We start from the raw sequence: 23,469 nt of genomic DNA on the forward strand, positions 1-23,469 counted from the left end.
TATGAAAAGACACGATGATATAATCAACTCACGACTGAAATTATATAGTTAGGCATAATAATTGCATCTTATATATTTAGTTTATCATGCCATTAAATTCTTGTCAATTTTTTTCTCAATTTAATAGTTAGGAGCGATAATAAATGCGTTCTTTAGTTCTCGGTTTTCAGGAAGTGGACAATACACAGCTTTTGCTCGTTGGCGGAAAAGGGTTAAATTTAGGGAAACTATCACAAATAGAAGGAATACAAGTACCAGAAGGATTCTGTATTACAACAGTAGGATATCACCAAGCCCTCGAACAGAACCAAACGTATCATGCTTTGTTGGATCAACTAACTATGCTAAAAGTAGAAGATCGAGATCAAATCGGTGAAATCAGTAGGAAGATTCGGCAAATCATTATGGAAACAGAAATTCCTTCCGATGTTGTGAAGGCAGTTTCTCTCTATCTCACCCAGCTGGGTGATGAACATGCTTATGCAGTGCGTTCTAGTGCGACCGCAGAAGATTTACCACATGCCTCTTTTGCAGGTCAACAAGATACCTATTTAAACATCATCGGCATAGAAGCAATCCTTCAGCATATCAGCAAATGTTGGGCTTCTCTATTTACGGATCGTGCCGTAATCTACCGTATGCAAAATGGATTTGACCACAGTCAAGTTTATTTATCCGTTATCGTTCAAAGGATGGTTTTTCCACAGGCTTCAGGGATTTTATTTACCGCTGATCCGATTACTTCTAACCGGAAACTGCTATCCATCGATGCCAGTTTTGGACTTGGCGAAGCTCTGGTCTCTGGCTTGGTATCTGCCGATAGTTATAAAGTACAGCAAGAGAAAATTGTCGATAAGAGAATAGCGACCAAAAAATTGGCTATTTACGGACTAAAAGAAGGCGGAACAGAGACCCGGCAGATCGAACTCGATCAGCAAGAGACTCAAACACTTACTGAACAACAAATTTTACAATTAGCAAGGATAGGCAGACAGATTGAAGCTTATTTTGGTTGCCCACAAGATATCGAATGGTGTTTGGCCGAGGATACATTTTATATCGTCCAGAGTCGGCCAATCACGACTTTATTCCCCATCCCAGAAGCGAATGATCAAGAAAACCACGTTTATGTATCTGTTGGTCATCAACAAATGATGACAGATCCCATGAAACCGCTGGGATTGGCTTTTTACCTGTTAACGACTCCTGCACCTATGCGTACAGCTGGCGGAAGATTGTTTGTTGATGTCACACCAAGTCTTGCTTCATCTGGCAGCAGAGAAATGATCATAGAAGCCTTAGGTAAATCTGATCCCCTCATAAAAGACGCACTCATAACCATCGTAGAGCGAGAAGATTTTATAAAATTCTCGGCAGATAATGAAAAAGCTTCTACTCCGAGTAAAAGCAATACAAGCCTGCCACCTAGTGATTCTCAAGTACAACTCGAAAATGATCCGACAATCGTTTTTGACCTCATTAAGAGCAACCAAGCCTCGATAGAAGAGTTGCAACAAATCATTCAAACCAAATCAGGGGCGGAGTTGTTTGATTTTATTCTGGAAGATATGCAGCAATTAAAGAAGATTCTATTCAACCCACAAAGTATGCGTGTGATTATGGCGGCTATGGATGCTTCAGCGTGGATCAATGAAAAAATAAATGAGTGGTTGGGTGAAAAAAACGCAGCGGATACGCTTTCTCAATCTGTACAAGGCAATATAACTTCAGAAATGGGTCTGGCGCTACTCAATCTCGCTGATGTGATTCGGCCTTATCCGGAAGTCATTGATTACTTACAGCAGGTTAAAGATGAAAATTTCTTAAATGAACTGGTTAGCTTTGAGGGTGGGCAGGAAACCCAAGACGCTTTCTATGACTATCTCAGTAAATACGGAATGCGATGTACCGGAGAAATCGATCTTACAAGAACTCGTTGGAGCGAAAAGCCAACTACACTTGTCCCCATGATTCTCAGTAATATCAAAAACTTTAAACCTAATGCTGGCCATCGGAAATTTGAGCAAGGTCGACAGGAAGCTTTGAAAAAAGAACAAGAGCTATTAGATCGATTGAAGCAATTACCCGATGGTGAACAAAAAGCGAATGAAACAAAACGAATGATTGATCTCATCCGCAATTTCAGCGGGTTTAGAGAATACCCAAAATACGGCATGGTTAATCGCTACTTCGTTTATAAACAAGCTTTACTGAAAGAAGCAGAACAACTAGTACAAGCGGGAGTTATTCCTGAAAAAGGAGATATATACTACCTCACTTTTGAAGAACTATGCGAAGTTGTAAGCACAAATAAATTGGATTACCAGATCATTAGCAAACGCAAAGAAGAGTACAAATTATTTGAAAAACTAACTCCACCACGTGTTATTACGTCTGATGGTGAAATCATTGCGGGGAAGTATAAACGAGAAAACCTCCCAACTGAAGCTATTGTAGGTTTAGCGGTTTCTTCCGGTGTTATAGAGGGACGTGCGCGTGTCATCTTAAACATGGAGGATGCTGATCTGGAAAACGGAGATATATTAGTTACCTTATTTACTGACCCTAGCTGGACTCCATTGTTTGTATCTGTAAAAGGCCTAGTTACTGAAGTTGGTGGACTCATGACCCATGGGGCAGTTATTGCGCGTGAATATGGCTTGCCAGCAGTTGTCGGCGTGGAGAATGCTACCAAATTGATAAAAGACGGGCAACGAATTCGTGTGCATGGAACAGAAGGCTATATCGAGATATTGTAATGGCTGATTCACGAATGTGGTTTGACAAATTCAAGCTTTTGAATTATTTTTAATAGTGAATTATCAGTTCATTATTAAAAGTGAGGGGCAATATGCAGTCTAAAAAAGATGAAGTGAAACAGGAAATTGAATCCGCCGCTTTAAAGGTATTTTTCCAAAAAGGCTTCTCTGATGCCAAAATGAATGATATTGCCGATGAAATTCAAATTTCTGTTGGAAATATTTATACTTATTTTAAAAATAAAAAAGAGTTGTTCTATTCGGTTGTTCCGCCGTCTTTAGTGGACTATTTGAAGAATGTGTTAGTGGAAAATATTCGCATCGATAACCAGACTTTTTTTGATGATGTTAATAATGAGAAAAAATCAACTATCGTTCAAGAGCAAATAACTATATTAACCCAGTACAGCAGGCAGATTGTTATTATTTTTGAAAAGAATAAAGGGACCGTATATAGCAATGCCAAAAACGAGCTGATCGATCTGATGATCGAAACTAAAAGGCCCTATATTAAGGATCATTATAAAAGATACGAAATCGGAACCGAAGAAAATATGATTCTGCTGAAGATCATCGCGAACAATGTCATCAATATGATTCTGGATTTATTAAAGCACGAGATGAGCGCCGATAGCCGGAAACGGATTTTTGAGGCATTAAGCTTATACTGGCTGGCTGGACTAAAAAGCTTAAACGAATAACGTAAATGCGCCGAATTTAGGTGTGGGATGAAACTGGCTCACAACGCTGCAATGAGGGACAACTAAGTGGATATGCACATTAAGCATCTACGAGGGTCCCTATTTTTTTAATTCAATAATGAATATTTAATTCACTATTGAAAGGTGTAATCATGAAACGGGGGAAGCTACGATGAAGATAGGTTATGCGTTTAAGGACTGCAATGTTATATATGGAGATGCAATAAAAGGCACAGATACCCATATGACTATTTTGATTCAGGAAAACGGATTGATTCAAGAGATCGGGAAAGCAAGCGCTGTAACTGTCCCGACCCATTACCAAACGATCGATTGTTCGGGGAAATATGTGATGCCCGGTCTCATCAACGCGCATGTTCATCTTTTTGCCGATGGGAAGCCATTTACGCTATCTGCCAGTGAAGGGCTGCTGAATTTTGCGTTTCATCATATTTTGGATACGAGACTGGGCAGAAACGTGTTGAAGAAATGGATGAAAAAAAATGCCCTAACCGCACTACATTCCGGAGTAACAACGATGCGTAGCGTAGGTGAATTTTTTTATACTGATGTTCTTTTGAGGGATGAGATTAAGGCAAATCAATTTATTGGACCTAATCTTTTGGTATCTGGGTATTTCCTGAGCGTAACGGATGGCCACGGTGCACCATATTTGGCTTTGGTCGGTGATTCACCATGGGAAGGGAGAAGAAATGTAAGAATCAATGTAAAAAACGGAGTGGACCTAATCAAAATATGTGTAACTGGCGGGGTTACCGATGCCAAAAGGGTCGGAGAAGCAGGCCGCTTGCAAATGACGGAAGAAGAGGTGGCTGCGATTTGCGAGGAAGCTCATAAAATTGGGATGCGTTTGGCGGCACATGCAGAAAGTACCGAAGGTGTAAGAGTTGCGTTAAAGGGTGGGGTAGATACTATTGAACACGGCGCGGAGATGGATGAGGAAATGATCAGGCTGTACAAAAATAATCCCAGAGCCTTAAAGGGCTACACCGCTGTGATCCCTACTTTACAAGCAGCTTATCCCAGTGCGAAATTAGATCCGAGCCTGACAAAGTTGAATACAACCGTTAAGGAAAATGCTCGGCTTGTGTATGACTCAATGTTAAAAGGGCTACAGCAGGCTATAGAACATGATATCAAAATTGGTGTGGGCACGGATGCCGCTATGTCCTATGTAACCCACTATGATCTTTGGCGTGAGCTTGATCATTTCATGCGACAAACAAAGCTGAACGCAAGTCAGGTTATTGAACTAGTAACCAAATCAAATGCAGAGATTTTGGGAATCGATCACCTGACAGGTTCTATAGATGTTGGCAAATATGCGGATTTAATCATGATGGAGCAAAACCCATTGGAGAACATAAAAGCTTTGTCTGATGTAGCTATGGTTATGGTCAGAGGGAATTTAATACAAACACCCTCTGTGACCAGAATTCAAGCAGTGGACGAGCTACTGGATACGGTTTGGAGTATTTAGGAGTGAGATAAATGATTGTAGAAGCTAAGCATATTTCAGCAATTCATGAACTCTACGAATTAGAATTTGTAGCCATAAGATACGCTAAAACTTTGAATTCAAAGACCCTTATTAATTAAACTCCAGATGCGTTCAAACCTGTCTTGGTAGTCAGGTAAATTCCAGGATTCTTTGAAGGATGGGAGGCTAAATACTGCAAACGCAGAGAGAATCGCCTCAGCCCGTTCCAAGTGGGGATCGTGATAGTCCATGAGGCCGTCAATGATTTGGTAGGAATCCCAGAGAACATCGCGTAATACCAGTGGATTGCTATCCACGTATTGCGTATTCAAGGCAAACATCTTAGGATTCTCGTTATAAGCGCGTTTTTTTGCGTTAACAAATGCCCATAGCCAATCGTGAAGCGATTCTTGCGGTTTAGTTAAATTAGTCATATCTAATTTAATTTGTTCTGAAATCATCCGGTTGAACCAGTTCTTAGATACGGCTGCCCAGAGCTCTTGCTTATTTTTAAAGTGCTTATAGAGCGCTGCATGGGTGATACTTAATTCATCCGCAATTTGTGAGAGTGTCACTTCGGATTTTTCCGTGCGTTTAATTAATGCCTCAGCTGTTTCAATAATGAGCTCTTGAGTGATTTTAGCCACCGTACTGCTAACCCTTCTTTCTTCAATAAATTCCCTTTTATCGTTAATACACTTGCGAGTATTCTAACATATAAAATATTCAGTAACAATTGTTGATTTTTGTAACTTATTGTTTTATGCTTGTTGTGTAAGTTACAAAAACAAATAAATGTTACTTTTTATAACGCATAGGAGGTCATTAATTATGAAAGCAGCACAGATCACCAAATATTCAAAAAAGTTCATAGTAAAAGTGAACGATATTCCAATCCCAGAAATAAGTGATAACGAAGTCTTGGTTCAGGTGAAAGCAGCAGCAGTTAATCATTTGGAATTGCTTATTGGTACCGGAAGTGTAAAGCTGATTCAGGATTATGAATTCCCATTAGTACTTGGTAACGAGCTGACGGGTGTTATTGAAAAAGTGGGTAAGAAGGTGCAAGGTTTCAAAGTTGGCGATGCAATTTATTCACGTCTGCCACTACAAAAAATCGGTGCCTTTGCGGAATACGCGGCAATTAATGCAGATGCCATCGGGTACCTACCTGCCAATCTGAATTTTGTGACTGGTGCTGCTGCGCCATTAACAGGATTAACAGCTTATCAAGGATTAAATGAAGAATTAGATGCTAAAGCAGGCGAAAGCGTGTTTATCCCTGGAGGGTCTGGTTCATTTGGCCAAATGGCCATTCCTATCGCCAAAAGCATGGGGCTCAAGGTCATCATCAGTGGAAATCCAGGAGCACGTGAACGGACAATGGCCGCTGGTGCAGACCAATATATTGATTATACGACTACGAACTATTGGGAACAGCTTAGTGATGTTGATTATGTGATGGATACCTTAGGACCCAGCGAATTTGATCATGAACTTTCAATTATTAAAGCAGGAGGCCGCCTTCTTTCTCTGCGGACCGGTCCTAACAAACGTTTTGCAGAAGATCTGGGCTTCTCTGGCTGGAAACAAAAGCTCTTCACCATCGCCGGGGCTAAGTATGATCATAAAGCGAAGAAAAAGAAGATTCAATATCATTTCATTTTTGTTCGCAGTGATGGCGAACAATTAAAGAAAATTACGAAGATTATTGAAGATAATGGGATTGTACCAGCAGTGGACCCTACAGAATTCCACATAGAAGATATTAACGAAGCACTGACTTTTGTTGCTGAAGGTCATCCTAAAGGGAAAGTTATTATCAGATTTTAAGGAGGGTCTCAATTGTTGTCAAAAATTTCTTTACTGATCATTCTAGAATTGATATACTGATGCAAATTAGAGTTAATAGTGTAGTTTTTTTACCTTAACTAGAATGATCGTTCTTGAATATTTTGAAGAAATTTATTAAGGGAGGGATGAATGAGATACAAGTTTAATCGTGAACAAAACTCTATTGAAATGTTGTTAAATGATCAAAAAACTTAAAAGGGAGAGAATAATATGAAATATACAGTGATTACAGGAGCAAGCTCAGGAATTGGGTATGAAACAGCATTAGCGTTTGCTGCACGCGGTAAAAATTTAATTTTGGTAGCTAGAAGATTAGATAAATTAGAAGAACTTAAATCAACAATTCAGAATATTGATCCTAATGTAGATGTTATTGTTCGTTCAAGTGATCTGTCTGTTACAGAGCAGGCTTACACACTGTATAACACTTTGAAGGAATACCAAATAGAAACCTGGATTAATAATGCAGGACTTGGTGAAGCTTCTTTTGTGGTAGAACAGAATTTAGATAAAGTTGAAATTATGTTACGTGTTAACATCGAATCCTTGACGATCCTTTCTACACTATTTGTGCGAGATTATGCTGATGTAGAAGGGACTCAGTTAATTAACGTATCATCCGCACTCGGATATGCCATTGCTGTTGGGAGCGTTGCTTATTCTGCATCTAAATATTATGTTAGTGCCTTCACCGAAGGGCTTGCAAAGGAACTAGAGCTTAAAGGCGCGAAATTAAAAGCAAAGGTTTTAGCACCAGCAATAACTGAAACGGAATTTGTGAAGAAATCAATAGATGCTGAAGAATTTGATTACAAAGCAAACATGCCTAAATACCACACTGCCAAACAAATGGCGAGTTTCATGGTAGAGCTTTATGATAGCAATGATATGATAGGGATTGTTGACCAGAACTATGACTTCAATCTGAGAGATCAAATCTATCCAATTATATCTGAGTTTTAAATCGAATTAGATATTAGTCACTAAAACGATCGTTGTAGAAACTGGAGCAAAAAGAACTGGCTTCCCTATTCTTAAACGTGGGGTACAACTTTTGCATACGCTGGAAAAAGATTGGACTCTGGATTGTTTATAAGCAGACAAAGTAAGAATTCTTCGGTAAGCATCAGTTCAGTTATCATGTTATGAATAAAATCAAGCATCTTGCTTGATTTTATTTACGTTTTATATATTAGTTTGCGGATCGTTTACTTAAATGTATAATGATTGCTTGAGGTGATTACAATGGCAAGAAGCAAAGAATTTGAAATTAATGAAGTACTAGATAAAGCGATACAACTATTTTGGATGCAAGGTTACGAGAAAACTTCAATGCAAGATTTGGTAGACTGTATGGGAATTCACAGAAGAAGTATCTATGATACATTTGGTGATAAGCACGCCTTATATTTGACGGCACTCCAACGGTACGAATCTACTCAAAACAAAAAAATGAGCTTCTTGGTTGAGAAACAAGAACCCGTAAAGGAGATCATTCGACAATTTCTAGAATCTTCGATGAGGAGCGAAGGAGAACCTCAAGGATGTTTCATAGTTAATTCGGGTGTGGAGTTGGGAGTACTGGATCCGGAGGTTGCATCCTTTGTTGAGAATAGCTATTCAAAAACGGAGAAGTTGTTATATGACCTCGTTCAGACTGGCCAGCAAAGAGGTGAACTTAGAATTTCACTGGAGCCCGAGGCTATTTCCCATTATTTAATGAATGCCTGGTTAGGACTACGTACAATGGTAAAAACGGCAACGGACCATGGGAAATTAACAAGTATTATTCATACCATACTGATCACTCTAGATTAAAACTCCTTTATCTATCTGCAGTGTAAGAGGACAAGCACTTGTATCGAATGCCGAAAATAGACAATCAACTAACTGCTACCCGAGTACGCGAAGAATAGAACCGACTTAATACGCCCAGCTTAACTATATAAATATCGCGTCCGACACCAGCTGTAAGGAACTAAGAATGCAGACACTAAAAAAACCCATGCTGACGATGGGCTTCTTAGTCAATGTGGATATTAATCTGTCCAAGATCGATAGATACGGCGCACTTCACGGAAGGATTGTTTAGGTTTGCGGTATTCATTAACCAGACCCTTGTTGTTGAAGCCGCGGGCACGGTCGCGAAAGTTCTTGCTGCTGCTCTTCAGATCGCCGCGGATGTCTGCAAACTGCCAGATGTAGGTCCCGCCAATTTTCGAATCATTTTTGAAGATCGCCAGTGCTTCAGTCACAATATCTGCCTGATAATCCTCGCTGAACAATCTCGGCTCCCAGCCCATATCCCCAAATAGTCCAGCACCACCGAATTCGGTCATGAGCACTACCTTGTCACCTGCTCCCATCTGCTCCGCACGCACATGGAACTGTTCCAGCATGTCTTTAAAGCTGGCTGTATCGCCTTCGTACCAACCAAAATATTTATTAATACCGATAACATCGAATAAAGGAAGTAGAATATCTTCGAGTGGATGCATCGTAGCGTAGGTGACAAGCCTAGTACTGTCGAGTTTATTCACCAATCCGACTAGAGCTTGTGTGAAAGCATATGCTTCTTGCGTCCGGGTATCAATCTCATTATGAACGGACCAAAAGATCACACTTGGGTGATGCATATGCAAGCTGATCATTTCTTCAATCATAGTCAGTGCACGCTCCTGGAAGAGCGGCTCACTTACTGTTTCGTTCGGCAGAAAGGCTCCCCATATCGGAATTTCGCTCCAGTATACAATCCCTTGCTCATCGAGTAGATCAAGCCAATATGGGCTTTGGGGATAATGAGAACCCCGGACGGAATTGCAACCTAACTCCAAAATGATACTGAGTTCCTTGTGCATCAGCTTCGGAGGGAAGGCGAAACCCCACTCAGGATGCTCTTCATGTCTATTCACCCCCTTAAGATAAACGGGTGAACCGTTAATTAGAATCCGATGATCCTTTGTTTCAATATAGCGAAAACCGATCCGTTCAATCTTGTCGTCTTCCTCTGTCCGCAGTTGAAAGGTATACAGTTCTGGAAGACCTACGTTCCACAAACGTACTTCAGGCATAAGCAACTTGAACGTATGACTGAGGGTCTGGCCAGTCTCAATCTGTACTTCTTCCGAGTGCAATTCATGTCCGCTTTCGGAGAATGTGATCTTTGTAGTGTGCTGCTCCTTAAAGAAGGAATGGAGCCTCACCTGAACAGTGACATCGGCATCTGGTCCATGCAGTTCATAATCAATCTTCAGTTGTTCGATGTAAAGTTCAGGCAAATATTGCAGCTCCACCGACCGTATGATTCCCCCATAATGAAACCAATCCACCTGCTCCGTAGGAATCGTAAGTCGGTCCAAGGTGCTGTCCGTCCGGACGATAATCTCATGTTCTCCTGCCCCTAAGGAAGGAACAATAAATTCAAAAGGTGTAAATCCTCCATAGTGATACCCAAGGTGCTGCCCGTCCAAATAGACATCGGTGTGGCCCAGCACGGCATGAAAGATGAGTCTGACATGCTGCGAATTCACAATCTGTATTTTTTTACGATACCAACCGACACCTTCATAATCGTACATTCCCAGTTCATTATTCCAGCACGAGGGCACATAAAGAGACTGCCAAGAATGTGGAAATCGCTCAAACCATTTTTCTTGAACACCCGTATTTAACGGATCCTTCATGAAATCCCAAGGCCCATCCAACAGCGCAGTTCTCCGAATTTGATACTCGCTAAAAGTCCTTAACAAGTGTGTTCCTCCTTTTTTTCCTGGAATGTATTGTGAATTTCAGACATCTTGATAATATGGATAGTAACATTTGGAGTTTAAGCATTGAATAGAAAAAAACGTTACCGTCTTGTTTAAATCGCTCTTTTAGCAGCAGGAGGGGATATTAATTGGAAGAAAATGATTACAAGCTGAATGACCTCACAGTGCATATCCATTTTGTACTCGACAAAGCTACTTATCCCGGCTGGGAGGACATCCGTAACATGGTAAATGTGCACAGCTTGTACTGGATTCATGAAGGTAAAGGGGTTTTCCTGACCAATGTTGAGCACAAAGTAGAGGCTGGAATGCTAATCTATTTAAAACCAGGCCTTAAACTGTCCATGCGCTCGCAGATGGATGCTCCACTTCGCATAACGATGCTGCTCTTCGATTGTGCAGAGCTTAGTTATGATGCGGTATGGAAGGAAGTCAAGCCAATCGGAAAACTGAGACTTCCCTTCTTAAGCCAATATAACCAACAGCAGGCTGAGGAAATTAGCCAGCTGGTCTGGGGGATTCACCAGGACTGGCTACCCGGACTAACCGATGGCATAGCTGTATCCCGGGCTAAAATGCAGATCCTGCTGCATAAGCTGCACCAGACCGTACAACCGGACTGGAATCTGATGGAGTCTGGAGCTTTTTCCGCCTTCGAACAGATCAAGAAAACACTCGAGAACGACTATAAGGATCATCACCGGATCGAGAAATTAGCGGAGAAATACGGCATTTCGCCATCTTACTTGCGGAAGATGTTTCTGAAATTTACGGGGATGGGGCCGAAGGAATACCATATGCACTTACAGAACCAGCAAGCTTGTCGTTATCTGGTTTTTACCGATTATCCAGTTAAGGAAATCGCCAAATTATGCGGGTACTACGAAGAATATCATTTCAGTAAGATTTTTAAACAGCTTAACGGGATCCCTCCGACAGTATACCGAAACAAACAGAGAATCAAAGATTAATTGTCCGTAGAACCGCTGGTAAAAAAATCTTGAGGTTATGTTTTTTTTACGGGAAGGACTTTCCCATGATAATATTGAACTCATTGAAGCATGTTTAAGGAGGGAAAATTGGGCATGATTATATCACTCAAAAATGTATCATGGCAACGTGATACGACAATGATCTTACGCGATATGAATTGGGAAGTGAAGCAGGGACAACACTGGTGTATCGTCGGTCTGAATGGATCAGGAAAAACGACGATGCTAAACGTCGTGAACGGCTATATCTGGCCGACAACAGGACAAGTCGAGGTGCTGGACCATCGCTTTGGCGATGTGGATTTGAGAGAGCTACGCAAACGAATCGGTTGGGTAAGCACCTCCTTGCAGCAGAAGCTGTACGGCCATCAGACTGCCCTGAACATCGTCCTAAGCGGAAAATTTGCGACCATTGGTCTGTATGATAAGACGAATGAAGAGGATCAAAAGCAAGCCGAGGAGTTAATGGAATTTCTAGACTGCTCTTCTTTGGCTGGTCGTACATATGATACCTTGTCGCAAGGACAGCGTCAGAAAGTCCTCATTGCACGCGCACTAATGGCCAATCCAGATCTACTAATCCTTGATGAGCCGTGCACGGGACTAGATATTTTTGCCCGTGAACAGCTGCTGCAGATGATCGAGAAGATAACAAAGCAACCTGGTGGACCAACCTTGCTGTATGTAACCCATCATATCGAGGAGATAACACCATGCTTCACGCACACGCTGCTGGTAAAGAACGGTGAAATCTACAAAGGTGACGAGACAGTAAACTGCTTGCAGTCAGATGTTTTGAGTGATTTCTTCGATACCCCCGTTGAAGTACAGGAACATCATAACCGCAAGTGGCTTACACTTGCCGGTGATAAGTAGAATATCAAGGCACATCGAATAGGCGAGCAAACCGTTCTGAAGTGGTTTGAAGGATTGCTTGCAGATATAAAAAATGAAAACTAATCACAATATAATTTTAAAATAACCCGCGCACCGCGCGGGTTTTATATTTGTTTGCAAGCTTATAAGCCACGTCCATAAACAGTCAAACGACATATTAACGGTACCTGTAAAAAATATTTTGACATATCTAACAGGTACCGTTATAATACAAATCAACAGGTACCGTTATAAAGTTCAACAGGTACCGTAAAAACTTAATGGAGGATTCATTATGGACATGAATACTGAATTGTACGAAAAACTCGCGAAACTGCAATGGCTGTTGCAAAGGCAACACTTGAAGTCTCATGCCGCGGTTGGTCCTATGGCCGACGCATCACGTGGGCAAGGGAGGATATTAGCGTTTCTTCGGATGAAAGACGGTATCAGCACCAAAGACTTATCCTATATGCTGGACATCCGTGTATCATCCCTCAATGAATTGCTTGGTAAACTGGAGAAAGCAGAATACATCACCCGTAAACCCTCAGAAACAGACAAACGTATCATGTTGATTTACCTAACGCAAAAAGGACAAGAGGAAGAGAAACAAGAGATAGACAGCGGCAACATATTTTCTCGCTTATCGCCAGAAGAGCAGATAGCTTTCGGGGATTACCTAACTCGCGTCATTACAGCTTTGGAGGAAGAACTTGGATCGGGCGAAGAACGTGATGTGATGGCTATGTGGATGGAAGCTGCCAAGGCGCGCATGGGAACAGAGGAATTTGAAAAAATGATGGCTATGCGCGGACAAATGCACAGAATGTGGGGAAATTCTAGGGACGAACGCTTTAGCGGAAGGATCCCTGGATTTGGCGGAGAAGGGCGTGGTGACATGCGCGGATTCGGCTGGCCTTCCAGCGATGATAGTAATTCGTCACCTGACAAGTCACATGGCCCAGACGATAAGTAATTAAAGTCTTTTAGCAAACAGTAGCTGAGGCGCTGCCTTTCCACCAGAGAAAGATGAACGGCAAAGGCAGCGTAATGTGAAACTAAAGAATAGTCAAATTTCGTACGCCAAATCTGAAAACTCGTCGTTAGGGTACAGGTTTGCTTGTTGCTGCGTCACGGATCATATTGGACCGATAGTTAGAATTCTAAGTAATTTCAAAAAACAAAATAAAGAAAGATAGTGGTGAACCTTATGGATGCAGAAAACCTCCATTACTTTGAAAAAGCACCTGTCGCAAAAGCCGTAGCTCACTTCGCAGTACCGATGATGCTAGGCATGTCGATGAGTGTCATATACTCCATTTTGAATGCCTATTTCCTTGGTACACTGGGCAATACTGCGATGTTAACCGCACTCGCACTAACTTTACCCTTATTCGCCGCCATTATGGCGCTAGGTAACTTGATTGGCATCGGTAGCAGTGCATTCATCTCCCGTTTGCTGGGAGAGAAAAAATATGATGATGTAAAGCATGTGTCTTCATTCGCCTTTTACAGCAGTTTAGCTCTCGGTCTTATTTTGATGGCTGCCGGCATCCCGTTGATCGATTCAATCGTCCATGGCTTGGGAGCGACGCCTGAATCCTTCGGATTCACGAAGGACTATGTCACGATTATGCTTATTGGTTCACCTTTCGTCGTTTTATTCTTCACGCTGGAGAATATCGTGCGCTCGGAGGGGGCAGCAATCACTTCGATGATCGGTATGCTTCTCAGTGTTGTTGTGAATATTATTCTCGATGCGCTAGTCATTTTCGTCTTCCATTGGGACGTGATCGGGGTTGCATCTGCTACAGTCATTTCTAACTTGGTTGCAAGTGCATTCTACGCCTTCCACATGGGATATAAGAGCCAATTCTTAACCATCTCTGTAAAATGGTTCAAAGCTTCCAAAGACATTCTCAGCAATGTATTTAAAATTGGAGTACCCGTTTTTGTTATGAGTCTCTTCATGGGTGCAATGTCACTTATCTTTAACCGTTTTCTGGTCGAATATGGGGAGCAGGCTATTGCGGCCTTCGGAATTTCATCACGATTATTACAATTTCCAGAGGTTATTCTGATGGGCTTATGTGAGGGAGTCGTGCCGCTGATTGCCTTCTCTTTTACAGCCAATAAATTACGCATGAAGCATACCATTACATTCACAATCAAAGTGACTGTGGCATTAGCAGCCGTGTTCGGCATTATTGTATATCTGATTTCCGACCACTTAATCGGTTTATTTACGAATGACCCGCAATTAATTGAACTGGGCAGCTATATTCTTCATGTAACGTTCTTATCCCTGTTCATTTCAGGAACGACCGCGTTGTTTACGGGGATCTTCCAAGCGACAGCACAAGGAACCGCCGCCTTTATTATGTCAATTATTCAAGGTGTTACTCTGATTCCAGTATTGTATATCGCTAATCGAATGAACGGTTTCCACGGAGTAGTCTGGTCGCTCGTCATTTCAGATGCTGTTGCGTTCCTTGTGGGTGCCATCATGCTGTATGTTCTGCGGAACAAATTGCAGCCTGATTTAGATACTTTAGTACAGTAAAATTCTAAGCTTTAAGTTGAAATTTTTAGTTCATCTAAAAAAACCTTGGATCAGCAAGGTTTTTTTGGCTCGTATGATGAAGCAGCCTGCCATGAGGCAGCACTAGCTGCTTTGGAGGCGAAGCTCCAGTTAAATTTTAATGCTGACTTCTCCACTTGAAAGATATTCCTCGTCACCATTCTCATATCTGACTTTCAGATGGCAATCGTCATCGATATCAATGGCTGTTGCTTTACGTTGTTCATTATCCTTTATCACGGTCACAGGTTCGCCAAGTGAAATTAACCTTTTTTTGTATTCGGAAAGAAACAATCTGTCCGTTAAATGTTCATAATATCTCATGAAATGGTTTAGTACTTCTGCAACGAGACGGTTGCGCAGATCACCATAAGGATTGTTTTCTGAAATTACAGTTGTTGCAATCTCGGTAAGATCATTGGGAAAGCCTTCGGAAGGGAGGACTACATTGATACCGATGCCGAGGACAGCATAATCAAGCCAGCCGTTTTCCAATGAGACGGATGCTTCGGTAAGGATCCCGCATACTTTTTTACCTTCCATAAAAACGTCATTTACCCATTTAATCTGCGTTTCTTTACCGGATACGCTCTCGATAGAAAGGGCTACAGCTACTGCGGCGCAAGTGGTCAATAAAGCTGAGTCTGTTGCGGACAGCTTGGGACGCAGCAGGATGCTCATATAGATACCCGTTCCAGGTGGAGAAAAAAATTTCCGGCCCATTCGCCCGCGACCAGCTGTTTGTTCTTCCGAAAGAATCACTTTACCTTCAGCTTCTCCATTTGAGGCAAGGTTTTTTACGGCTTCATTCGTGGAAGATATGGTCTTAAAGACTTCAACACGTAACTTTTGCCCCCGAGTATCCAGGTACTTTGAAATTGCACTGGCTGATAAGATATCCGTTTGTGGTGACATGGAATATCCTTTATTGGTTACAGCTTGTATGGAATAACCGTCTGTCTGTAAAGATTTTATGGCTTTCCAGACCGCGCTGCGCGTCACGGATAACTGAACGGCTATTTCCTCGCCGGAAAAATATTCACCCTTATTACTGTCGAGCAAGGCAAGAATATGTTCTTTTACTGTCATGAACTTAAACCTCCAAAAGTATAACTCTCCGACCAAAACCCATTGAATAGATTAACATCCAACGATTGCGACTGAATACTCTAATTCTATATAACAATAGGAAAAACTCAAGCATGGTATTTTATTCTATTGTAAACCATATATTAATTTATGGTTTACAATAAAGAATAACTCCATTATAATTCAGCTTACTGGACGTATTTACTAACCAGAATACAATCATTGATATCCAATGGAGGTCATTTTTTTGAAGACAAAAGAACTTATTTATGCTGCATTATTCGCAGCACTTATCGCGGTATTGGGGATGATACCGCCCATCCCCCTCGGCTTCATCCCCGTTCCGATCACTGCCCAGACGCTTGGCGTCATGTTGGCTGGATGTTTTCTGGGGAAACGGATGGGCGCCCTCAGTCTCATTATTTTCATCATACTAGTAGCCATTGGGCTGCCTGTACTGACTGGCGGTCGCGGCGGAATCGCGGTGTTAGTTGGACCTTCTGCAGGATACATATTTAGTTTTCCAATCGCGGCCGGCCTTATTGGCTGGTATTCCGAAAAAATCTGGCCGAAGGTTCGAACTTGGAAGCTGGTAGCTATCAACATAATCTTCGGTGTATTACTAGTGAGTCTGATTGGTGCCCCTGTCATGGCATTGTTAACCAATACTTCGATCTGGGCTGGTCTTGTCGGAGCGTTGGCCTTTCTTCCGGGAGACATCATCAAAGCCGTTATTGCAGCCGTCATAACGATGCAGTTGAAAGCAATTAGCCCTATTGAAGAAAAAACACAAATATAATGTGATTTGAAACTCGGGTAAATAAAACCCGGGTTTTTTTATTGAAAAATAATAGGGTATGGTTGCGAATTTGTTTATACTATAAAAATTAAAACGAAATTGAAGTGGGTGTAGAAAAATGGATAAGGGATTTAATTTAGCTAGTCAACTATTAACGCTGCTTGATACAGAACATAGATGGTTTACCTTAGCGGAAATCGAAAAAAGTTTAGGGATCTCTGATAAGACCATCCGGAAGATGGTGGAGGAAATCAGCAAGCAATTACCATCTACTGTAACCATTGAGGTTTCTAGAGGAAAGGGAATAGTTCTTCAACGTGATGGGCGAAGTACGATTAGTGAAGTGATTTCTTCTATGTTCAGACAAACCATCTTTTATCGGCTGATGGATTTTTTGTTTACGAATGTGGGTCGACTGTCAGTGGAAGAGCTCTCCGAAGCCATGTTTATGAGTACCTCGTCTTTAAAGAAATTGATTGTGCAATTAAATAATGATGATCTAAAAGCTTATAAGCTACGCATTAGTTTTTCTACCCCCATGATTAAAGGGAATGAAATGAATATTCGATATTTTTATTGGAAGTTATATTGTGATGCGTATGAGTTTACAGGCTGGCCCTTTGCGAATGTTGATTTTGCTTATATTAATCAGTTAATCACAAATATAGAAAATGAGAATAACATTGTATATTTTATCAATTCCAAAAGGAGATTATCGTTTTTGTTGGCCATTGTTATAGAAAGAGTGGCTAAAGGAAAATGTGTAAAAATCGACGAAAATGCTTACCCTTGGGAAAAGGGGATGTTTTATTTTCCAGTGAAAACTATTGCAAAACGTCTTGAGGATATGCTGTCCCTTGAATTTCCAAACAGTGAAATATTCTTTATGCAATCCATGGTTAGTCTCAGCCAATATCATTATTATGAAGGGTCAGAGATCACTCCGATGAAAGAAGTCGAATTACACAAGGATAAAGAAGAATATCAAATGGGGAATCTGCTTCTAATGTTATTAGCAAAGGTATACCCGAACTTAGATATGCAAGAACGGTTTATTTTGGAGATTTACGGGTTCTTTGACAAGCTATTAATCGAAAATGCCATTCCTGAATGGATGATGATTTCAACAAGTCATTTAACAACATATGTTCAAAAGGAATGCCAACAGATTTATCAAGAATTGCAAACCTGTATGCAAACGTGGAATAAAACTTACCCTTCCGTTTTGTTTAATCATTTTCATTTAACAAAGCTAACCTTAATTGTCCGCTCGAGTTTACGTTATAAAAGTAAGAGGGCCTTTTTAGTGATCGGGGAAGAATTTTCAATTCGTCATTACATAGCAGATTTGATAAAGAAGGAAATTGGGGATCAGTTGATCCTTAATACTTCCATAATGAAGGGCTTGACCGACGAGATCATGCAGCAAAATAATATCGATCTTGTCATTAGTAATATCCCGGTTGCATTAACGACAGTGCCTGTTGTTATTATTTCCACGATCCCCTCTAAAAGAGATTTAGACAACATTCGTAAAGAACTGCTTTTATAATTTGACCAATTATTTTCCGTAAGCTCCGTAAGTTTTTGGTCTAGTTTGTAATGTTAAAAAACCTTATGCTCAATCTAGTTTCGAAACTGATTTTACTTGAAGGCAAGTGGAAAGCGATTTCGGTAAACCTCAGTTTACTATTAAAAGTTGGAGGAAGAACTATGAGTAGGCATTTAGGTGCAAATAAGGGAGAAATAGCAGAGCTCGTTTTGCTGCCAGGAGATCCTTTACGTGCAAAGTTTGTGGCAGAACACTTTTTAGAGGAGGCTTATTGTTATAACGAAGTAAGAGGGATGTATGGATACACTGGATTATACAAGGGTGTGCCTGTGTCGGTTCAGGGGACAGGGATGGGAAATCCATCGATGAGTATCTATGCAACAGAATTGATCGTCGATTATGAAGTTAAGAAATTGATTCGCATTGGTACATGTGGCGCGATGCAGGAAGATATCAATATCCGCGATATTATATTAGCCCAAGCAGTATCTTCAGACAGTAATATGACGGAAAAGATCTTTCATGGCTGTAATTTTGCACCAACGGCAGATTTCTCATTGCTAATGAAAGCATATCAACAAGCACAAGCTAAAAATGCAAAGGTGTTTGTTGGTAACATCTATAATTCTGATGAATTCTATCGTGAAAATTTAGATCGGCTTCATAAGTTCATGGATTTCGGTGTATTAGCTGTAGAAATGGAAAGTACCGCCCTATACACTTTAGCCGCTAAATATGGTGTAAAAGCGTTATCGATTTTGACCGTCGGCAGTCAATTGTTAAGACAGGAGCACCTAACTCATAAAGAAAGTGAACAATCCTTTTATGAAATGGTCGAAGTAGCTCTTAACACAGTCGTTGAAGGCTGATTTATTGATAAGAGTGCAGTGTTGTTAGAAAAGAGAGTGAAAAAGAAATGAAGGTAATACTGTCAGGATTGCAGTGGATGATTTTTATGATCGCTGGTGCAATTGCTGCACCCATTGCTATCGCAGATTTATATAACTTAACACCCATAGAGACTTCTGGACTCATTCAGAGCACCATGATTACTTTAGCAATAGCTGGATTTTTACAAGGCCTGATGGGTCATAAATTCCCTATTCATGAAGGTCCGGCAGGGTTATGGTGGAGCATTTTTACCATTTACGCGAGTTTAGTGGGGGGACTCTATTCCTCTAACAACGGCGCTTTACAGTCTTTAAGTGGAGCGATGATCATTAGCGGAGTGTTGTTTATCCTAATTTCAGCATTTAAGCTAATGGATAAAATCGCTCGTCTTTTTACTCCAACCATCACCTTTATTTATTTACTTTTATTGATCTTTCAATTAAGCGGATCTTTTATGAAAGGGATGATGGGGATTACCATAGCCCACACCATGTTAGATGTTAAAGTATTCATCCTTAGTGTGATCGTGGTCTGCATTACCTTTTGGTTAGGCAACAGCCGCTTTGTATTACTAAGCCAGTTTTCAATAATTCTCAGTATAGTGATAGGCTGCCTATTATTTATAATCTGCGGTAGTATGCCGGCGGTTTCTCGTGCGGATACTCTATTTAAGCTGCCGGAAATATTCCCATTTGGAACACCCCGATTCGATGCCGGGACAATTACTACTGCATTTTTACTAACCCTATTATTAATAACCAATGCAGTGGCATCCATCCGTTTGATGGAGACCGTTATGAAACCAAAGCAAGGGGATCATCGTCGTTATTTGCGCGCCGGGTTTACTTCTGGAATTACGCATCTTATTAGTGGTGGTTTAGGAGCGGTCGGCTCAGTCCCTATTTCGGGAGCGGCGGGATATGTTGAGCAAACAGGGATGAGGGAGCGCAAATCATTTTTAATAGGCTGCAGCTTAGTGATCTCAATATCCTTGTTTCCGCCTATGATGAATTTCATATCTGCGATTCCAGCTCCCATAGGCTATTCTGTTACCTTCGTCATTTTTGTGAAGATGGTCGGACTAGCGCTAAAGGAATTGAAAAAGGTTATTCATGAAGAGCGAACATTTATTGTCAGTGGGCTTTCCCTTTTAGTGGGTGTAGGTTTAATGTTTATTCCTGCATCAGCTACGGCCCATTTATCTCCGATCGTGATAGCCATTTTAAATAATGGATTAATATGCGGGAGCCTGTTAGCGATTATTTTGGAACAAGGGTTAATGTGGAAAGATGCATTTCGATATGAGGATTCCAAGAAAATTAACCGATAATTTGGAGGGCTAAAAATGCATTATCTAATTTCTATTGCTGGTCTGGTTATTGTTCTATTACTGGCATGGCTAGGAAGTAACAATAAGAAAAAGATTAAATATCGTCCAATCATTGTAATGATTGCTATTCAGATAGGTTTAGGATTAATTATCCTAAAAACGAGCATTGGAGAATTTTTGATTAAAGGGTTTGCTGATAGTTTTGCAAAATTACTTGGATACGCCAATGAAGGTACTGACTTTGTGTTTGGCGGCATTGCAAATGAAGGGGCGCATACATTTTTCCTTTATGTTTTGATGCCCATTGTTTTTATGTCAGCATTGATAGGGATTTTGCAACATTACAAAATACTGCCATTCATTATAAAGTATATTGGACTGGTACTGAGTAAAATAAATGGCATGGGTAAATTGGAATCTTATAATGCAGTTGCAGCCGCAATTGTCGGACAAAATGAAGTATTTATTTCGGTGAAAAACCAGCTTGGACTATTGCCAAAACATCGCTTGTATACATTATGTGCGTCTGCAATGTCTACGGTATCCATGTCAATCGTTGGTTCCTATATGACGATGCTAGAACCTCGGTATGTAGTAGCTGCATTGATATTAAACCTATTTGGCGGATTTATCATTTCATCCATCATTAATCCGTATGAAGTTACACCTGAAGAAGATATTGTTGAAGTTCAGGTAGAAGAAAAACAAACGTTTTTTGAAATGCTAGGCGAATATATTATGGATGGCTTTAAAGTAGCCATAGTAGTTGGGGTAATGTTAGTTGGTTTTGTGGGAATCATTGCTTTGATTAACGGGGTCTTCAGTGGCATATTCGGAATTTCGTTCCAAGGAGTGTTAGGCTACGTCTTTGCACCCATCGCCTTTCTTATCGGTGTGCCATGGCATGAAGCTGTTGAGGCCGGTAGTATTATGGCGACAAAGCTTGTTGCGAATGAATTCGTTGCTATGCTTGACTTTGTTAAGATTCAAGAAGGTTTAAGTGGCCGTACTACAGCCATTGTCTCCGTTTTTCTAATCTCATTTGCTAACTTTGGGTCGATTGGTACCATTGTGGGTGCAGTGAAGGGATTGAATGAAAAGCAAGGGAATATCGTCGCACGATTTGGATTAAAGCTGTTATTTGGCGCCACACTTGTAAGCGTTTTATCAGCTTTGATTATCGGTATCATATTCTAGTTGTAGCAAGGAGTATTAACATGAAACAAACACCCCGGTTTAAGCGGATTTTCGTCATCGTTATGGATTCTGTAGGCATTGGTGAAGCTCCAGATGCTGAAAAGTTTGGGGATGCAGGATCACATACATTACGGCATATTGCAGAAAAAATGAATGGGCTACATGTTCCTGCGTTATCCAAGCTAGGGTTAAGTCATATTGACTCAATACCCGGAGTTCCCAAAGTGGAGCGCCCTTTAGCTTATTGGACCAAAATGCAGGAAGCTTCTAATGGAAAGGATACGATGACAGGTCACTGGGAAATCATGGGCCTACGAATTGATGTTCCTTTCAAAGTGTTTTCTGAAGGGTTTCCTTATGAATTAATTAATGAATTAGAAGAAAGAACAGGACGAAAGGTGATTGGGAATAAACCCGCTAGTGGTACAGCTATTCTCGATGAGCTTGGACAAGAGCATATGAACACAGGCGCACTCATTGTCTATACTTCTGCAGATTCCGTGATTCAGATTGCGGCTCATGAAGAGGTTATTCCTTTGGAAGAACTGTATCAAATCTGTGAGATTGCCAGAGAGATTACTTTACGTGAGGAGTACATGCTAGGCAGAGTGATTGCTAGACCCTTCCTCGGGCAGCCCGGAAATTTCAAAAGAACATCGAACCGTCATGATTATGCCTTGAAGCCTTATGGAAGAACCGTGATGAATGAGCTCAAGGATGCCGGGTTCGATGTACTAGCGATTGGCAAGATCTCAGATATATACGATGGGGAAGGTGTCACCAAGTCTTTCAGAACAGTGTCTAACATGGATGGCATGGATAAACTCATGGAGACCCTTCATACTGATTTTACAGGACTTAGTTTCTTGAATCTTGTTGATTTTGATGCACTTTATGGCCATCGTAGAGATCCGATCGGGTATGGGAAAGCGCTGGAAGAATTTGATGATCGTTTACATGAAGTTCTAGCAGAACTATGCGAAGATGATCTTCTTATAATTACGGCAGACCATGGCAATGATCCCATTCATGCGGGTACGGATCACACCCGTGAATATGTTCCTTTACTCCTCTACAGTAAGAGTTTCAATCGACAAGGGGAGCTGCCTATATCGAGGACTTTTTCGGATATTGGAGCAACAGTTGCTGATAACTTTGTTGTGACCATGCCCCAATTTGGTAAGAGCCTCCTACAGGAGCTTAAATAAACTATAATTTGAATAGACACTTTGAATAGAAACAGGATACCTAACTTGTATTAGTAAAAGGTATCCTGTTTGTTTTTTTATCTACATATCTTTGTATCTAAAAAGCTGCCGAGAAAGCGGCTTTTTTTGTTATTACGGATCAAATATTAGGGTAATAATCAATTATTAAAGGGGTTAATTTTAGAGCCACCTGTCGTTAACCCTTTTTTCGATGAATCGCATTCTAATACAACGTTATAAATAATCTAGTTTCTACTCATGCCACTCCTTCGATAGTAATAGTATTGACAACCTGTATATACAGGTTTAAACTGTGTGAAGTGTTTGAACTTGTATATACAGGTTTAATGGTTGAAATATAGGAAT

The 23,469-nt window shown here is 40.8% G+C and carries 19 protein-coding genes; 16 read left to right on the forward strand and 3 right to left on the reverse strand.

The window, feature by feature from the left end:
• The first annotated feature begins 143 nt into the window (after nucleotides 1-143).
• From ppsA to MKY14_RS06435, 3 genes are all read left to right on the forward strand, one after another.
• Nucleotides 144-2,759: a phosphoenolpyruvate synthase gene (gene ppsA, locus MKY14_RS06425; protein WP_340976006.1), complete on the forward strand. Its 2,616-nt coding sequence runs from the start codon at nucleotides 144-146 to the stop codon at nucleotides 2,757-2,759.
• Between the two features lie 92 nt (nucleotides 2,760-2,851).
• Nucleotides 2,852-3,460: a TetR/AcrR family transcriptional regulator gene (locus tag MKY14_RS06430; protein WP_340976010.1), complete on the forward strand. Its 609-nt coding sequence runs from the start codon at nucleotides 2,852-2,854 to the stop codon at nucleotides 3,458-3,460.
• A gap of 172 nt (nucleotides 3,461-3,632) precedes the next feature.
• Complete coding sequence (locus tag MKY14_RS06435; protein WP_340976012.1) at nucleotides 3,633-4,961, forward strand: metal-dependent hydrolase family protein; 1,329 nt, start codon at nucleotides 3,633-3,635, stop codon at nucleotides 4,959-4,961.
• A gap of 98 nt (nucleotides 4,962-5,059) precedes the next feature.
• Here the strand turns inward: MKY14_RS06435 and MKY14_RS06440 are convergent, their stop codons facing one another.
• Nucleotides 5,060-5,608, reverse strand: coding sequence for a TetR/AcrR family transcriptional regulator (locus tag MKY14_RS06440; RefSeq protein ID WP_076217659.1), 549 nt, complete (start codon nucleotides 5,606-5,608; stop codon nucleotides 5,060-5,062).
• Between the two features lie 184 nt (nucleotides 5,609-5,792).
• On the opposite strand from MKY14_RS06440, the gene MKY14_RS06445 reads away from it, so the two are divergent.
• The 3 genes from MKY14_RS06445 (at nucleotide 5,793) to MKY14_RS06455 (ending at nucleotide 8,633) form a co-directional block, all read left to right on the forward strand.
• Nucleotides 5,793-6,794, forward strand: a complete 1,002-nt coding sequence (locus tag MKY14_RS06445; protein ID WP_340976014.1) for an NADP-dependent oxidoreductase — start codon at nucleotides 5,793-5,795, stop codon at nucleotides 6,792-6,794.
• 231 nt (nucleotides 6,795-7,025) lie between these two features.
• The gene (locus tag MKY14_RS06450; protein ID WP_076307844.1) at nucleotides 7,026-7,778 is read left to right on the forward strand and encodes an SDR family NAD(P)-dependent oxidoreductase; all 753 of its coding nucleotides are present in this window, start codon (nucleotides 7,026-7,028) and stop codon (nucleotides 7,776-7,778) included.
• Nucleotides 7,779-8,060: 282 nt separating this feature from the next.
• Entirely contained in the window at nucleotides 8,061-8,633 is a 573-nt protein-coding gene (locus tag MKY14_RS06455) for a TetR/AcrR family transcriptional regulator (protein ID WP_076217662.1), read from the forward strand.
• Between the two features lie 221 nt (nucleotides 8,634-8,854).
• Here the strand turns inward: MKY14_RS06455 and MKY14_RS06460 are convergent, their stop codons facing one another.
• Complete coding sequence (locus MKY14_RS06460; protein WP_340976015.1) at nucleotides 8,855-10,564, reverse strand: glycoside hydrolase family 2 TIM barrel-domain containing protein; 1,710 nt, start codon at nucleotides 10,562-10,564, stop codon at nucleotides 8,855-8,857.
• A 149-nt stretch (nucleotides 10,565-10,713) separates the two neighbouring features.
• On the opposite strand from MKY14_RS06460, the gene MKY14_RS06465 reads away from it, so the two are divergent.
• The 4 genes from MKY14_RS06465 (at nucleotide 10,714) to MKY14_RS06480 (ending at nucleotide 15,019) form a co-directional block, all read left to right on the forward strand.
• Entirely contained in the window at nucleotides 10,714-11,556 is an 843-nt protein-coding gene (locus MKY14_RS06465; protein WP_340976016.1) for a helix-turn-helix transcriptional regulator, read from the forward strand.
• Nucleotides 11,557-11,670: 114 nt separating this feature from the next.
• On the forward strand, nucleotides 11,671-12,453 hold the full coding sequence (locus MKY14_RS06470) for an ABC transporter ATP-binding protein (protein WP_076130491.1): 783 nt from the start codon (nucleotides 11,671-11,673) through the stop codon (nucleotides 12,451-12,453).
• A 295-nt stretch (nucleotides 12,454-12,748) separates the two neighbouring features.
• Nucleotides 12,749-13,432, forward strand: a complete 684-nt coding sequence (locus tag MKY14_RS06475) for a MarR family winged helix-turn-helix transcriptional regulator (protein ID WP_340976018.1) — start codon at nucleotides 12,749-12,751, stop codon at nucleotides 13,430-13,432.
• 234 nt (nucleotides 13,433-13,666) lie between these two features.
• Nucleotides 13,667-15,019, forward strand: a complete 1,353-nt coding sequence (locus MKY14_RS06480; RefSeq protein WP_340976019.1) for an MATE family efflux transporter — start codon at nucleotides 13,667-13,669, stop codon at nucleotides 15,017-15,019.
• Nucleotides 15,020-15,148: 129 nt separating this feature from the next.
• On the opposite strand, the gene MKY14_RS06485 is transcribed toward MKY14_RS06480, so the two are convergent.
• Nucleotides 15,149-16,126 (reverse strand): biotin--[acetyl-CoA-carboxylase] ligase, encoded by a 978-nt coding sequence (locus MKY14_RS06485; protein ID WP_340976021.1) that lies wholly within the window; start codon nucleotides 16,124-16,126, stop codon nucleotides 15,149-15,151.
• 247 nt (nucleotides 16,127-16,373) lie between these two features.
• Between MKY14_RS06485 and MKY14_RS06490 the strand changes: the two genes are divergently transcribed.
• From MKY14_RS06490 to deoB, 6 genes are all read left to right on the forward strand, one after another.
• Nucleotides 16,374-16,925, forward strand: coding sequence for a biotin transporter BioY (locus MKY14_RS06490; RefSeq protein WP_076217672.1), 552 nt, complete (start codon nucleotides 16,374-16,376; stop codon nucleotides 16,923-16,925).
• A 118-nt stretch (nucleotides 16,926-17,043) separates the two neighbouring features.
• A complete protein-coding gene (locus MKY14_RS06495; RefSeq protein WP_076278529.1) occupies nucleotides 17,044-18,477 on the forward strand; it encodes a helix-turn-helix domain-containing protein in 1,434 nt (477 codons plus the stop codon).
• Nucleotides 18,478-18,638: 161 nt separating this feature from the next.
• Entirely contained in the window at nucleotides 18,639-19,346 is a 708-nt protein-coding gene (deoD, locus tag MKY14_RS06500) for a purine-nucleoside phosphorylase (RefSeq protein WP_076130497.1), read from the forward strand.
• A gap of 47 nt (nucleotides 19,347-19,393) precedes the next feature.
• On the forward strand, nucleotides 19,394-20,698 hold the full coding sequence (locus MKY14_RS06505) for a purine/pyrimidine permease (RefSeq protein ID WP_339167871.1): 1,305 nt from the start codon (nucleotides 19,394-19,396) through the stop codon (nucleotides 20,696-20,698).
• A 15-nt stretch (nucleotides 20,699-20,713) separates the two neighbouring features.
• On the forward strand, nucleotides 20,714-21,895 hold the full coding sequence (locus MKY14_RS06510) for a NupC/NupG family nucleoside CNT transporter (RefSeq protein ID WP_036677141.1): 1,182 nt from the start codon (nucleotides 20,714-20,716) through the stop codon (nucleotides 21,893-21,895).
• Nucleotides 21,896-21,915: 20 nt separating this feature from the next.
• A complete protein-coding gene (gene deoB / locus MKY14_RS06515) occupies nucleotides 21,916-23,103 on the forward strand; it encodes a phosphopentomutase (protein WP_076278532.1) in 1,188 nt (395 codons plus the stop codon).
• Nucleotides 23,104-23,469: the final 366 nt, after the last annotated feature.

Origin of the sequence: Paenibacillus sp. FSL R5-0887 (assembly GCF_038002305.1) — a bacterium.
Taxonomy (GTDB): Bacteria; Bacillota; Bacilli; order Paenibacillales; family Paenibacillaceae; genus Paenibacillus_AQ; species Paenibacillus_AQ odorifer.

Bases quoted from the DNA above. Each gene is read 5' to 3' on its own strand.
- MKY14_RS06480 (WP_340976019.1), top strand. From the start codon at position 13,667: ATGGATGCAGAAAACCTCCATTACTTTGAAAAAGCACCTGTCGCAAAA.
- MKY14_RS06455 (WP_076217662.1), top strand. From the start codon at position 8,061: ATGGCAAGAAGCAAAGAATTTGAAATTAATGAAGTACTAGATAAAGCG.
- ppsA (WP_340976006.1), top strand. From the start codon at position 144: ATGCGTTCTTTAGTTCTCGGTTTTCAGGAAGTGGACAATACACAGCTT.
- MKY14_RS06435 (WP_340976012.1), top strand. From the start codon at position 3,633: ATGAAGATAGGTTATGCGTTTAAGGACTGCAATGTTATATATGGAGAT.
- MKY14_RS06450 (WP_076307844.1), top strand. From the start codon at position 7,026: ATGAAATATACAGTGATTACAGGAGCAAGCTCAGGAATTGGGTATGAA.
- MKY14_RS06505 (WP_339167871.1), top strand. From the start codon at position 19,394: ATGAAGGTAATACTGTCAGGATTGCAGTGGATGATTTTTATGATCGCT.
- MKY14_RS06445 (WP_340976014.1), top strand. From the start codon at position 5,793: ATGAAAGCAGCACAGATCACCAAATATTCAAAAAAGTTCATAGTAAAA.
- MKY14_RS06510 (WP_036677141.1), top strand. From the start codon at position 20,714: ATGCATTATCTAATTTCTATTGCTGGTCTGGTTATTGTTCTATTACTG.
- MKY14_RS06495 (WP_076278529.1), top strand. From the start codon at position 17,044: ATGGATAAGGGATTTAATTTAGCTAGTCAACTATTAACGCTGCTTGAT.
- MKY14_RS06485 (WP_340976021.1), bottom strand. From the start codon at position 16,126: ATGACAGTAAAAGAACATATTCTTGCCTTGCTCGACAGTAATAAGGGT.
- deoB (WP_076278532.1), top strand. From the start codon at position 21,916: ATGAAACAAACACCCCGGTTTAAGCGGATTTTCGTCATCGTTATGGAT.
- MKY14_RS06430 (WP_340976010.1), top strand. From the start codon at position 2,852: ATGCAGTCTAAAAAAGATGAAGTGAAACAGGAAATTGAATCCGCCGCT.
- MKY14_RS06475 (WP_340976018.1), top strand. From the start codon at position 12,749: ATGGACATGAATACTGAATTGTACGAAAAACTCGCGAAACTGCAATGG.
- deoD (WP_076130497.1), top strand. From the start codon at position 18,639: ATGAGTAGGCATTTAGGTGCAAATAAGGGAGAAATAGCAGAGCTCGTT.
- MKY14_RS06470 (WP_076130491.1), top strand. From the start codon at position 11,671: ATGATTATATCACTCAAAAATGTATCATGGCAACGTGATACGACAATG.